Annotated in this window: 10 protein-coding genes; 8 read left to right on the forward strand and 2 right to left on the reverse strand. The window is 64.7% G+C overall.

Annotated elements, in window-relative coordinates; translation table 11 throughout:
- The first annotated feature begins 6 nt into the window (after window positions 1–6).
- From acnD to IFT60_RS24510, 3 genes are all read left to right on the forward strand, one after another.
- Entirely contained in the window at window positions 7–2,607 is a 2,601-nt protein-coding gene (gene acnD / locus IFT60_RS24500) for a Fe/S-dependent 2-methylisocitrate dehydratase AcnD (RefSeq protein ID WP_192056722.1), read from the forward strand.
- A 197-nt stretch (window positions 2,608–2,804) separates the two neighbouring features.
- A complete protein-coding gene (prpF, locus tag IFT60_RS24505; RefSeq protein WP_192056723.1) occupies window positions 2,805–3,995 on the forward strand; it encodes a 2-methylaconitate cis-trans isomerase PrpF in 1,191 nt (396 codons plus the stop codon).
- A gap of 158 nt (window positions 3,996–4,153) precedes the next feature.
- On the forward strand, window positions 4,154–7,096 hold the full coding sequence (locus tag IFT60_RS24510) for a bifunctional diguanylate cyclase/phosphodiesterase (RefSeq protein ID WP_192056724.1): 2,943 nt from the start codon (window positions 4,154–4,156) through the stop codon (window positions 7,094–7,096).
- A gap of 1 nt (window position 7,097) precedes the next feature.
- Here IFT60_RS24510 and xth read toward each other — a convergent pair whose 3' ends face one another.
- A complete protein-coding gene (gene xth / locus IFT60_RS24515) occupies window positions 7,098–7,862 on the reverse strand; it encodes an exodeoxyribonuclease III (RefSeq protein WP_192056725.1) in 765 nt (254 codons plus the stop codon).
- Between the two features lie 460 nt (window positions 7,863–8,322).
- Here xth and IFT60_RS24520 point away from each other — a divergent pair, with 460 nt between their 5' ends.
- The gene (locus IFT60_RS24520) at window positions 8,323–8,670 is read left to right on the forward strand and encodes a phiTE_015 family protein (protein ID WP_192056726.1); all 348 of its coding nucleotides are present in this window, start codon (window positions 8,323–8,325) and stop codon (window positions 8,668–8,670) included.
- 13 nt (window positions 8,671–8,683) lie between these two features.
- Window positions 8,684–8,872: a DUF1653 domain-containing protein gene (locus IFT60_RS24525; protein ID WP_192056735.1), complete on the forward strand. Its 189-nt coding sequence runs from the start codon at window positions 8,684–8,686 to the stop codon at window positions 8,870–8,872.
- Between the two features lie 138 nt (window positions 8,873–9,010).
- Here the strand turns inward: IFT60_RS24525 and IFT60_RS24530 are convergent, their stop codons facing one another.
- Complete coding sequence (locus tag IFT60_RS24530) at window positions 9,011–10,507, reverse strand: leucyl aminopeptidase (protein WP_192056727.1); 1,497 nt, start codon at window positions 10,505–10,507, stop codon at window positions 9,011–9,013.
- A gap of 79 nt (window positions 10,508–10,586) precedes the next feature.
- Between IFT60_RS24530 and lptF the strand changes: the two genes are divergently transcribed.
- Genes lptF through IFT60_RS24545 form a run of 3 tightly spaced genes read left to right on the forward strand, consistent with a single transcriptional unit; the run spans window position 10,587 to window position 13,328 of the window.
- Window positions 10,587–11,747, forward strand: coding sequence for an LPS export ABC transporter permease LptF (gene lptF, locus IFT60_RS24535; RefSeq protein WP_192056728.1), 1,161 nt, complete (start codon window positions 10,587–10,589; stop codon window positions 11,745–11,747).
- A 10-nt stretch (window positions 11,748–11,757) separates the two neighbouring features.
- Window positions 11,758–12,951, forward strand: a complete 1,194-nt coding sequence (gene lptG / locus IFT60_RS24540; protein ID WP_192056729.1) for an LPS export ABC transporter permease LptG — start codon at window positions 11,758–11,760, stop codon at window positions 12,949–12,951.
- 8 nt (window positions 12,952–12,959) lie between these two features.
- Window positions 12,960–13,328 (forward strand): sirohydrochlorin chelatase, encoded by a 369-nt coding sequence (locus tag IFT60_RS24545; protein ID WP_192056730.1) that lies wholly within the window; start codon window positions 12,960–12,962, stop codon window positions 13,326–13,328.
- Window positions 13,329–13,420: the final 92 nt, after the last annotated feature.

The following is a 13,420-nucleotide window of genomic DNA, read 5'->3' on the forward strand; positions in this document are numbered from 1 at the left end:
ATCATCATGAACAACGCTTACCGCAAACCCCTGCACGGTACCAACCTGCATTACTTCGACGCGCGCGACGCCGTCGACAGCATCCAGCCCGGCGCCTGGGATGGACTGCCTTACACCTCGCGCGTACTGGCCGAAAACCTGGTGCGCCGCTGCGATCCCGTGGCGCTGGTGCCGTCGCTGAAACAGCTCATCGAGCGCAAGCGCGACCTCGACTTCCCCTGGTTCCCGGCGCGCGTGGTCTGCCACGACATCCTCGGCCAGACCGCGCTGGTGGACCTGGCCGGCCTGCGCGACGCCATCGCGCAAGAGGGCGGCAATCCAGCCCTCGTCAATCCCGTGGTGCCGACCCAGCTGGTGGTCGATCACTCGCTCGCCGTGGAATGCGGCGGCTTCGATCCGGACGCATTCGCGAAGAACCGTGCCATCGAAGACCGCCGCAACGAAGACCGCTTCCACTTCATCGACTGGACCAAGAAAGCCTTCCAGAACGTCGACGTGATCCCGCCCGGGAACGGCATCCTGCACCAGATTAACCTCGAGCGCATGTCGCCCGTGGTGCAGGTCAAGGACGGCATCGCCTTCCCGGACACGCTGGTCGGCACCGATTCGCACACGCCGATGGTCGACGCGCTCGGCGTCATCGCCATCGGCGTCGGCGGCCTCGAAGCCGAAAGCGTCATGTTAGGGCGCGCTTCCTACATGCGCCTGCCGGACATCGTCGGCGTCGAGCTGACCGGCAAACCGCAGCCGGGCATCACCGCCACCGACGTGGTGCTGGCGCTGACCGAGTTCCTGCGTAATTCAAAAGTCGTTTCCACCTACCTCGAATTCTTCGGCGAAGGCGCCTCGAAGCTGACGCTGGGCGACCGCGCGACGATCTCGAACATGGCGCCGGAATTCGGCGCCACTGCCGCGATGTTCTACATCGACGAGCAAACCATCAAGTACCTGCGCCTCACCGGCCGCGAAGACGAGCAGGTCAAGCTGGTCGAGGACTATGCCAAGGAAACCGGGCTGTGGGCGGACACGCTCACCAAGGTCGACTACGAACGCGTGCTGCGTTTCGACCTGTCGTCGGTCGTGCGCAACATCGCGGGGCCGTCGAATCCGCACAAGCGCGTGCCCACTTCGGAACTGGCGGCGCGCGGCATCTCCGGCACGGTGGAAAACGAACCTGGCCGCATGCCGGATGGGGCGGTCATCATCGCCGCCATCACCAGCTGCACCAACACGAATAATCCGCGCAACATGATCGCCGCCGGCCTGATCGCGCGTAACGCCAACAAGCTGGGCCTGCAGCGCAAACCCTGGGTGAAATCCTCGCTGGCGCCGGGCTCGAAAGCGGTCTCGCTGTACCTGGAAGAAGCGGGCCTGATGCCGGAACTGGAAAGCCTCGGCTTCGGCGTCGTTGCTTTTGCCTGCACCACCTGCAATGGCATGAGCGGCGCGCTCGACCCCGTGATCCAGCAAGAGATCATCGAACGCGACCTGTACGCCACCGCTGTCCTGTCGGGCAACCGCAACTTCGACGGCCGCATCCACCCGTATGCGAAGCAGGCTTTCCTGGCGTCGCCGCCGCTGGTGATCGCCTACGCGATTGCCGGCACGATCCGCTTCGATATCGAGAAGGACGTGCTGGGCATGGACAGCGGCGGCAAGGAGATCCGGCTGGCCGACATCTGGCCGTCGGACGAGGAAATCGACGCCGTCATCGAGCAGAGCGTGAAACCCGAGCAGTTCCGCAAGGTGTACACGCCGATGTTCGCGCGCGTGGCCGACGATGGCGAAGCCGTCTCGCCGCTGTACGACTGGCGCGAGATGAGCACCTACATCCGCCGTCCGCCGTACTGGGAAGGCGCGCTGGCGGGCGAGCGTTCGCTGTCCGGCATGCGCGCGCTGGCGGTCCTGGGCGACAACATCACCACCGACCACCTGTCGCCATCGAACGCGATCATGATGGACAGCGCCGCCGGCGAATACCTGTTCAAGATGGGTCTGCCGGAAGAGGACTTCAATTCGTATGCGACGCACCGCGGCGACCACCTGACGGCGCAGCGCGCGACGTTTGCGAATCCGACCCTGAAGAACGAGATGGTGCGGAACGAGGACGGTTCGGTCCGGGCGGGTTCGCTCGCACGCATCGAACCCGAGGGGCAGGTCACGCGCATGTGGGAAGCGATCGAGACCTACATGGAGCGCAAGCAACCGCTGATCGTGATCGCCGGTGCCGACTACGGCCAGGGCTCCTCGCGCGACTGGGCGGCCAAGGGCGTGCGCCTGGCGGGCGTGGAAGCGATCGTCGCCGAAGGCTTCGAGCGCATCCACCGCACCAACCTGGTCGGCATGGGCGTGCTGCCGCTGGAATTCCAGCCGGGCGTGAACCGCCTGACGCTGGGGCTGGACGGCACCGAAACCTACGACGTGCTCGGCGAACGCACGCCGCGCGCGACCTTGACCCTGGTGGTCAATCGCCGCAGCGGCGAGCGCCTCGACGTGCCGGTGACCTGCCGCCTCGATACGGCGGAAGAGGTGTCGATCTACGAAGCCGGCGGCGTGCTGCAGCGGTTTGCGCAGGACTTCCTGGCGTCGTCCACGGTCGCTGCCTAAACCGCAACGCACGCACGGACCCGTAAGGTGGGCGGGTTCCCCGCCCACGCGTTCAATTGGTCTATGGTCGATCGCGAAATAAGATTCGATGAATCGTACGTGCGTTGAACGCGTGGGGTAAGTCAGGCCAGTGGCCTGACTTACGAGCCGCCCACCTTACGTTCCTCCCATCCGCGCTATCAATTGGACCCACAAAAATGCCACACCAACCCCAAATCAAAATCCCCGCCACCTACATGCGTGGCGGCACCTCGAAAGGCGTCTTCTTCCGCCTCGACGACTTGCCTGAAGCCGCGCGCGTCCCCGGCGCCGCGCGCGACAAGCTGCTGCTGCGCGTGATCGGCAGCCCCGACCCCTACGGCAAGCAGATCGACGGCATGGGCGGCGCCACCTCCAGCACCAGCAAGACGGTCATCGTCTCGACAAGCACGCGCCCTGGCCATGACGTCGACTACCTGTTCGGCCAGGTCTCGATCGACAAGCCCTTCGTCGACTGGAGCGGCAACTGCGGCAACCTGTCCTCGGCCGTCGGTTCGTTCGCGATCAACGCCGGCCTGGTCGAGCGCGAACGCATTCCGCACGACGGCATGGCGACGGTGCGCATCTGGCAGGCCAACATCGGTAAAACGATCATTGCCCACGTCCCCATCACCGACGGCGAGGTGCAGGAAACCGGCGACTTCGAACTCGACGGCGTGACCTTCCCGGCGGCCGAAGTCCAGCTCGAATTCATGGATCCGGCAGCCGAGGAAGAGGGCGGAGCGGGCGCGATGTTCCCGACCGGGAACCTGGTCGACGACCTCGAGGTGCCGGGACTCGGCATCATCAAGGCGACCATGATCAACGCCGGCATCCCGACGATTTTCGTGAATGCGGCGGACGTCGGCTATACCGGCGCCGAGCTGCAGGATGCGATCAACGGCGACCCGCGCGCGCTGGCCATGTTCGAAACCATCCGCGCGCACGGCGCGGTGCGCATGGGCCTGATCAAGGATACCGGCGAAGCGGCCGGCCGCCAGCACACGCCGAAGGTCGCCTTCGTCGCGCCGCCGCTCGACTACACCTCGTCCAGCGGCAAGCGGGTGGGGAGCGCCGACATCGATCTGGTGGTGCGCGCGCTCTCGATGGGCAAGCTGCACCACGCGATGATGGGCACGGCGGCGGTCGCCATCGGCACTGCGGCGGCGGTGCCGGGCACGCTGGTCAACCTCGCCGCCGGCGGCGGCAAGCCGGATGCGGTGCGCTTCGGCCATCCGTCGGGCACCCTGCGCGTCGGCGCCGAAGCCGTGCAGGAAAACGGCGCGTGGAGCGTGACCAAGGCCGTCATGAGCCGCAGCGCGCGCGTGCTGATGGAAGGCTGGGTGAGGGTGCCGGGCGACGCGTTCTGACCCTGCGCGCGTTGTTGCCCCATCGTGGCCCGGCCGCTGCCTGTGCAGCCGCCGGGCTTTTTGTCGCCCCATGCTAGGGAATCCTGGCTTGCTAGTTTATTATCTATGCAACATGGAGCAGCCCGGTTGAGAGGCGGCCCAGTCGGGGATTTCCAGGCATGGATAGAACAGTACATACACCCACGGCCGTGGCGGACGCGCTGCGCCTGATCCCGGCGCCCGCCTGCGCCTGCAACGCGTCCGGCACCGTCGTCGCAGCCAACGACGAGATGGCGGCGCTTGCCGGCATGGCAGTGCGGGGACGTTCCCTGGTCGATTTGTTCGATGCGGCGTCGACGCCGCTGGCGGCCAGTGAACTGGCGGCGGCCCTGCGCGCTGCGCGCTGCTGGCGCGGCGCGCTTGCCGTGGGCGGCGAGGAGATCGCGGTCGAGGTACGCGCCAGGCCCGGGCCCGCCGGCTGCGGCGCCCCAGGGACCATCGTCCTGTTCACCGACATCAGCGCCTGGGAACGCAGCCAGGCCGCGCTGCGCACCAACGTGTGCGAGCAGAACGCGATCCTCGAGCATGCGCCGATCGGCATCATCTTCACCAAGCCGGGCCTGCTCAAGGAATGCAACCCGCGCCTGGCGCAGATGATCGGCTACAGTGTCGACGAACTGGCCGACCGCGACCCTGGCGAGATGTTCGCGTCGCAGGAGGCCTACAAGGCGTTCCGCACCGACGCCTTCGCCGCGCTTGCCGAGGGCAGGATCTACGAAAAGAGCGACTGCCAGTTGCGGCGCCGCGACGGCTCGCTGTTCTGGGCGCGCGTGCGCGCCAGCGCCATGGTGCCGGGACGGCGCGAAGCCGGCATCATCTGGATCGTCGAGGACGTCAGCGAAACGCACCAGGCGCGGCGCGAACTGCAGGCGCTGCTGAACAACGCCTCGCTCGCCATCCTGTTCACGCGCGAGCGCCGCATCCGGCGCTGCAATGCGGGCTTCCTCAAGATGTTCGGCTATGCGCCGGGCGAGTGCGAAGGCCTGCACGTGGAAAAGCTGTACCCGAGCGCGCAGGCGTTCGCGGGCGTCGCCGCGCCGACCTATGCGCTGCTGGCGGCAGGGGAGACCTACCAGACCGAAACGGAACTGGTGAAGAAGGACGGCACGCCGATCTGGGGGCAGATCATCGGCTTCCCGGTCAACCCGGACGACCTGTCGCAAGGCTATGTCTGGATCGCCGAGGACCGCACGCGCCAGCGCCGCGACGAACAGCAGCTGCGCGAGGCGCTGCAGGAAAACCAGGCCATCTTCGATACCGCGGTGCTCGGCATCGCCGTCGTCGAGAATGGTCACGCGCTGCACGCCAACCGCAAGATGGAAGAACTGTTCGGCCAGGCGCCGGGCGGCATGACCGGCATGCCGGTGCGTTCGCTCTACCCGGACGCGCAGGCCTGGAAAGCCGCGCACCTGGAGGCGGACGCCGACTTCGCGGCCGGGCGCGTCTCGGTAAGCGAGCGCTTACTGGTGAGAGCCGACGGCAGCACCTTCTGGGGCCGCCAGTCGGGCCGCCCGTTCGACCTGGACGATCCAGGCGGGCGCAGCCTGTGGCTGATGGATGACGTCACCGCCCAGCACGAAGCCGCCGACGCCGTGCTGCGCGCGCGCGACGAGCTGGAGTTGCGGGTGGCCGCGCGCACCGCGGAACTGGCCGGCGCCAACGCGCTGCTGCAGGACGAGATCGTCGAGCGGCGCCAGGCCGAGGCGCGCGTGCACCACATGGCCTACCACGACAGCCTGACCGGCCTGCCGAACCGCGCGCTGCTGGCCGACCGCCTGGAGCGCGCCATCCTGGCCGCCCAGCGCGCCGGCACGCGCCTGGCCGTGATGTTCCTCGACCTCGACCGCTTCAAGACGATCAACGATTCGCTCGGCCACGCCACCGGCGATTTCCTGTTGAAGGAAGTCGCCAGCCGTTTGTGCCAGGCGGTGCGCGCCAGCGATACCGTGGCGCGCCTGGGCGGCGACGAGTTCGTGGTGCTGATGCCCGGCATGGGCGGCCAGGAAGAGTGCAGTGCGATCGGCGACAAGATCATCGAGGTGCTGGGCGCGCCGGTGCGCTTCGAAGGCCACAGCCTGCACATCTCGCCCTCGATCGGCATCTGCGTGTATCCGGACGATGGCGGGGACGTCGACCTGCTGATGCGCCATGCCGACGCCGCCATGTACCAGGCCAAGGCGGCCGGGCGCAACAACTACCAGTTCTTCACCGAGCGCATGAACGGCGAGATGGCGCGCGAGTTTGCCATTCGCGCGCTCGAATCGGACCTGCGCCAGGCGCTCGCCAACGGCGAGTTCGAACCCTTCTACCAGCCGATCATGGACATGGGCAGCCTGCGCGTGCACGCGCTGGAAGTGCTGCTGCGCTGGCGCCGGCCGGGACACGCGGAGAATCGCGGCCTGGTGCTGCCCGACGACTTCATCCCGACGCTGGAAGAAAACGGCATGATCGTGCCGGTCGGCGAATGGGTGATCCGGCGCGCCTGCGAGCAGAGCATGGCCTGGCAACGCGCCGGGCTGGCGCCGGTGCCGCTGGCCATCAACCTGTCGGCGCGCCAGTTCATGCACCGCGCGCTGGTGGCCTCGATCCAGCGCATCGTCGACGAGACGGGCATCGATCCGGCGCTGGTCGAATTCGAGATCACCGAGACCGCCCTGATGCAGCACGGCGAGCAGACGCTCGAGATCCTCGACCAGATCAACCGCATGGGCATGCGCCTGTCGATCGACGACTTCGGCACCGGCTACTCGAGCCTGGCCTACCTGAAGCGCTTCCCGGTCCGAAAGATCAAGATCGACCGCGCTTTTGTGCGCGAGCTGGAAGCGAGCAGCGAAGACCGCGCCATCGTCGCCGCCGTCATGGCGCTCGCCAACAGCCTCGGGCTGCAGGTGGTGGCCGAAGGCGTCGAGACCGCCGCGCAGCTGGCGCTGCTGCGCGATTACGGCTGCCAGTACGTGCAGGGCTGGCTGTTCGCGCGCGCGCTGGACAGCGAGGCGGTGCGGGCGCTGCTGGTGGAGGACCAAAGCAGCATCGACGCGACGCTGAGCATAGGGACGTTGTAGGTTAATCCAGCGTTGCGATAACGGGCGTATGATCCGACGGCTGCTCCCACTTCCTCGGCTCACGGTCGATCGTGCACGCCGTGCAGCGCTTCGCCAACTCGCTGGAGAGCAGAATATGGTCGATGCGCAGCCCGCGATTACGCCGGAAGCCCAGCATCCGGTAATCCCACCAGCTGTACTGTTTTTCCGGCTGTTCGAACATGCGGAACGAATCGACCAGGCCGAGATCGACCAGCGCCGCCATGGCCGCGCGTTCGGGTTCGGAGCAGTGGATCTGGCCGGCCCATTCCACCGGATCGTGCACGTCGCGGTCTTCCGGCGCGATGTTGTAATCGCCCAGCAGGGCCAGTTGCGGATGGGCGCGCATTTCCTCGCCCAGCCATTCATGCAGGGCTTTCAGCCACGCCAGTTTATAGATGTATTTGTCGGAATCGACCGCCTGGCCATTTGGAATATAGGCGCAGACGAAACGCACGCCCTCGATGGTGGCGGCAATAATGCGCTGCTGCGGATCCTCGAAACGCGGATTGTTCTTGACGACATCCCTGATCGGATAGCGCGACAGGATGGCCACGCCATTATAGGTTTTCTGGCCGGTATAGACGACCTGATAACCCGCCGCATTAATTTCCGAAAGCGGGAACTTATCGTCGGTGAGTTTTGTCTCTTGAATGCAGAGCACGTCAATCGGGTTCGCTTCCAGCCAGCGCAGCAGGTGGGGCAGGCGTACTTTCAGCGAATTGACGTTCCAGGTAGCTAATTTCATATCGATAAATGTCAAATGGAAACGCGGCGGAACGCCCGCCGCGGCTGCGCAGTATCGACTCTGGAAGTAAATTCTGCAACTTTACCCTCGATAAGCGTATTTACAACAGCGTTGTATCTTGTTTGCCTAAATTGCAAGCGCAGTGCTCTCGCGACAATTTTGTGGTTTAAAATATATTGTCGTTTCATACCGTGACCACATTTTCGATAATAAGTTCTGGCAATATGTAACAAATAAGGGTTAAGATGTCACGCTTCCTTAGTATTACTCATAAGGAATATTCAGTTGTATTTGCATAACGCGCGTTGTACTATCTTACTTGGCGGCACGTGTCGCCCGCGCTCTACAGTGGTGCACGATTGAGATTCATTCGTGCAAAGCTTTTAGTAGTGAAATGGTACTATGGTGAAATATTGCTATCTTAATAGCGAGTATCCGTACCCATATGAAAAGGACAGAGATGCGCAGTGCATTTGAAGCATGGGCTCAGCGCGATGGCCACATCGTTCGCCGCCGTGAAGACAAGCCCGAGGAATACCTCGTCTACGAAACCCAGCGCCGTTGGGTGATCTGGCAAGCGGCACTGGCGCACGGCGCCAAGGCCGCGGACGCCACGCCATCGAAGTTCGCCGGCGCCGAAGCCGCCGCCAAGGCGGTGCAGCCGGATGAGGCTGCTGTGCGCAACCGCGTGCTCAACGAGGTGCTCGACGCCTTCAGCGACCTGGACGAAGACACCGGCATCGAAGGCGTGCTGAAGGTCATCCAGAGCCTGAAGAAGAAGCAGAAGGCCACGGCCGAACAGGCCTGATGGTGCCGTCGTGATTCAGTACCGCCACTACAAGGGTGGCCTGTACGAGCTGGTCTGCGAGGCCACGCTCGAGGCCGACCTCACGCCCATGATCATCTACCGCGCCCACGACGGTTCGATCTGGGCACGGCCGAAGTCGGTGTTCTTCGAACTCATCGAGGTTGACGGATTGCTGGTGCCACGCTTCGCGCCGGTGTCGTAATCGTTTCAGCGTGAAATAAAATTTCATGAACGAACGGCATTTGAAATAATATTTCATTGTTGCCATGATGCGTCCGCAAATCGTTGCGCAAAAAAACGGGCCGCATCAAGCGGCCCGTTCTCATTTCGTCTTACCGATTCAAACCCTGTTCATCAGGAACGTCGTCAGCAAAGGCACCGGACGCCCAGTCGCGCCTTTTGCGGCGCCGCTCTTCCACGCCGTGCCGGCGATGTCGAGGTGGGCCCAGGTGTAGTTGCGGGTGAAGTTCTCGAGGAAGCAGGCCGCCGTGATCGAGGCGCCGCCCGGGGTGCCGATGTTGGCCAGGTCCGCGAAGTTCGACTTCAGCTGCTCGTTGTACTGCTCGCCGATCGGCAGGCGCCAGGCGCCGTCGCCGGTTTCCTTGCCGGCGTCCAGCAGTTCGTCGGCCAGGGCGTCGTGGGCGGCGTCGTGGCGGGTGAACAGGCCGCTGTTATGGTGGCCCAGCGAGACGATGCAGGCGCCGGTCAGCGTGGCGATGTCGACCACCGCGGCCGGCTTGAAGCGCTCGGCGTAGGTGAGGGCGTCGCACAGGATCAGGCGGCCTTCGGCGTCGGTATTGAGGATCTCGATGGTCAGGCCGTTCATCGCGGTGACGATGTCGCCCGGCTTGGTGGCGCGGCCCGATGGCATGTTTTCGCAGGTGGCGACGATGCCGATCACGTTCAGCTTCAAGCCCATTTCGCCGATCGCACGGAAGGTGCCGAGCACCGAGCCGGCGCCGCACATGTCGTACTTCATTTCGTCCATGCCGGGACCCGGCTTGATCGAGATGCCGCCCGAGTCGAAGGTGATGCCCTTGCCGACCAGGACCACCGGCGCATCCTTCTTGTTGCCGCCCATGTGCTTCAGGACGATGAACTTCGGCGCTTCGTCGCTGCCCTTGGCCACGGCCAGGAAGGAACCCATTTTCAGAGCCTCTAACTGCTTGCGCTCGAGGACTTCGACGTCGAAGCCATGGTCGTCGGCCAGCTTGCGGGCGACGGTGGCGAGATAGGTCGGGGTGCAGATGTTGGGCGACAGGTTGCCCAGTTCGCGCGTCAGGTTCATGCCGTTGGCGATCGCGATCGCTTGCGCCAGCGTGGCCTTGGCGGCGCCGTCGGCCAGCGGCAGCGCGAGGGTGATCTTGCGCACGCCGGTGCGGGCCGGGTCCTTCTTGCTCTTTTGCGCGTCGGTGCGGAATTCGCTCTCGGTGGCGGCGACGACGATGGCGCGCGTGGCCCAGCTCGGGTCGCGCTCTTTCACTTCCGTCATTGGAAATGCGATAATGGCGTCCGCCGCGCCCAGCGACGCGAAGGCTTTGAGCGTCGCGCCGACCGCGGTCATGAAATTCTTTTCGCCTACCGCCTCGTCGGCGCCCATCCCGACCAGCAGCACGCGCTGCGCGGCCACACCGGCCACGCCGCGCAGCAGCAGGGTCGAACCGGCCTTGCCGGTGATGTCGCCCGACTTCAGTGCCGCAGTGATTTCGCCCGTCTGATCGAGGGCTTGCGCTGCCTGCGACAGTTTTTTATTTTCGAACACCGCCACCGCCACGCAGCCGCTTTTGGCCGCGTTCAGGGTGTTCTTGGTGTCGAATGCTTTTATGCTAAAGTCCATTTGATTCTCCGTTTCGTTTTGTGCGCCGGGTCTGCAACGGCTGTACGACCACTGCTCAACCTGCAATTATAACTATCGAATGATTTTCCATCGCGCCCTGCATCGTGAACTGGCCAGCGCAGCCGGGGCAACCTTCACGGTATTGTTCACGGTGTGCGTCACCTGGACCCTGATCGCCATCCTCGGCCGGGCCGCGGGTGGACGGGTCGCATCGGGCGACGTCGTCGCATTGATTGCGTTTCAGTCACTGAATTATCTGCCAACTGTCCTGATCCTCACCAGCTTTATTTCGGTGCTGGTCGCCGTCACGCGCAGCTACCGCGATTCCGAAATGGTCGTCTGGTTCGCCTCGGGCCAGTCGCTGCTCGCGTGGATCCGTCCCGTGCTCACCTTCGGCATTCCGCTGGTGCTGCTGGTGGGGGCGGTGTCGCTGGTGGTGGCGCCCTGGGCCAAGATGAAGAGCGCGGAATTCATCCAGCGCTTCGAGAAGCGCGAAGACCTCAAGCGCGTGGCGCCGGGCCAGTTCCGCGAGTCCTCGTCCGCCGACCGCGTGTTCTTCGTCGAAGGCAGCGCCAACGGATCGACCGTGGTGCAGAACGTGTTCGTCAGCACCAACCAGGCCAATGGCGGCAGCTCGGTCGTGGTCGCACGCGAAGGCGTGATCGAGGCCGACGGCAAGGGCGGCCAGTACCTGGTGCTGAAGAACGGCCGCCGTTACCAGGGCGTGCCGGGCCAGGCCGATTTCCAGTCGATGGAGTTCGAGCGCTACAGCATGCGCGTGGCGACCAGCGTGCCCGTGCTGGGCGCCGACGTGCCGCTCGACGCCTTGTCGACGCCGGCGCTGCTGGCCGTGAACAACCAGTACACGCGCTCCGAACTGCTGTCGCGCATCTCGCAGCCGATCGTCTGCTTCGTGCTGATCCTGCTGGCCATCCCGCTCGGCTTCGTCAACCCGCGTGCCGGCAGCTCGGCCAACCTGATCCTCGCCCTGCTGATCTTCTTCACCTATAACAACCTGGTGAAGATGGTCGAGGCCAGCGTCAAGAAGGAGCGGCTCGATTTCGCCCTCGCCTGGTGGCCGCTGCACCTGGTCGTGGGGCTGATCGTCGTCGGCCTGTTCGCGTGGCGCCTGAACGTGAACCACCATTACCACCCGCTGGTGCTGATCAACGCCTGGAAGCGCAAGCGCCTGCTGAAGAAGGCGCCGGTTTCGACCCAGGCCCAGGTGGAGTCCCGATGAAAGTCCCCTCATGAAAGTCTTGCAGCGCTACTTTGCGGTCAACATCACGCAGGCGGTCGTCTTCGTCCTGATCGCCTTCCTCGGCCTGATCTCCTTCATGGACCTGACGCGCGAGCTGCCCCAGGTCGGCAAGGGCGATTACAGCTTCCAGCACGCGCTGCTGTACGTGGCGCTGATGCTGCCTGCGCACGTGTATGAAGTGATGCCGGTCGCCGCGCTGATCGGCACCATCTACGCGATGTCGCAGTTTGCGCAGACCTCCGAATTCACGATCATGCGCGCCTCGTCGATGACGACGCGCATGGCCGGCTGGATGCTGTTCAAGATCGGCATCGTGTTCGTGGTCGTCATGTTCATCTTCGGCGAGCTGATCACGCCGCGCACCGCGCCGCTGGCGGAAAAGGTGCGCACCACGGCGCGCGGCAGCACGCTCGCCTCGGAATTCCGCTCGGGGATGTGGACCAAGGATAACCTGCATGCCGAAGGCGCGAACGGCGCGCGCGGCGCGATCACCGGTTCGCGCTTCTTCAACGCGCGCACGATCCGCCCGGACGGATCGCTGCTGGACGTGCGCCTCTACGAATTCGACAACATGATGCGCATGCGCGCCCTGATCACGGCGAAAAGCGCCACCTTCAGCGGCAACGGCACCTGGCGCCTGCAGGAGGTCAGCGAAACCCTGTTCACCAACAGCCGCACGCTGCCCGCGCCGGGCGCGCCGGTGCCGGCCGGCCAGACCATCCAGAGCACCTATGGCCAGGAGACCAGCGCGGTCGCCACGCGCCAGGTTGCCAGCCTTGACCTGGTCTCGGAAATCACGCCCAAGATCCTGCAAGTCTCGCGCCGCGATCCCGAGCGCATGTCGGCCAACGAATTGGCGGTGTACTCGCGCCACCTGGTCGAGAACCGCCAGGAGAGCGAACGCTTCCGCATCGCCTTCTGGAAGAAGATCGTCGACCCGCTGGCGATTTTTGTCCTGATGGCGCTGGCGCTGCCGTTCGCCTACCTGCACACGCGGAGCGGCGGCGTCAGCCTGAAGATCTTCATCGGCATCATGATCGGGGTCGGCTTCATCCTGATCAATTCGCTGTTCTCGCACCTGGGCATGCTCTCGACCTGGCCGGCCTTCCTGACGGCGGTGGCCCCGAGCCTACTGTTCCTGCTGCTGGCGATCGGCGCGCTGCGCTGGGTGGAGCGGCACTAATGGCGCCGATGAAAAAAGCGTTGGTCCTGTTCGCCCACGGCGCGCGCGCCGCCTCGTGGGCCGCACCCTTCGAGCGCCTGCGCGACCTGACGGCGGCGCGCCTGCCCGAGTGCGCGGTGCGCCTCGCCTTTCTCGAACTGATGGAGCCGCGCTTGCCGCAGACGGTGGCCGAAATGGTGGCCGACGGTGTCGACGAGGTGACGATCGTGCCGGTGTTTTTGGGGCAGGGCGGGCATTTGCTGCGTGACTTGCCGCTGCTGGCGCAGGAGTTGCGGGCGGCGCATCCTGGCTTGCGCCTGACGGTTGCGGGCGCGGTCGGGGAAGACCCGGGCGTGCTGGCGGCGATGACGGACTATTGTGTCCGCTCGGTGGCGTAAATTCTCATCGAGACCGTTGCGTAACGTAGGGTGTGTAAAGGCAAATTAGAAATGTCCGCTTTTGGCAAAGTTAAAATGTCCGCTTTCTAAAA

It is taken from the genome of Massilia sp. CFBP 13721, from assembly GCF_014842025.1.
In the GTDB taxonomy this organism is placed as follows: domain Bacteria; phylum Pseudomonadota; class Gammaproteobacteria; order Burkholderiales; family Burkholderiaceae_D; genus Telluria.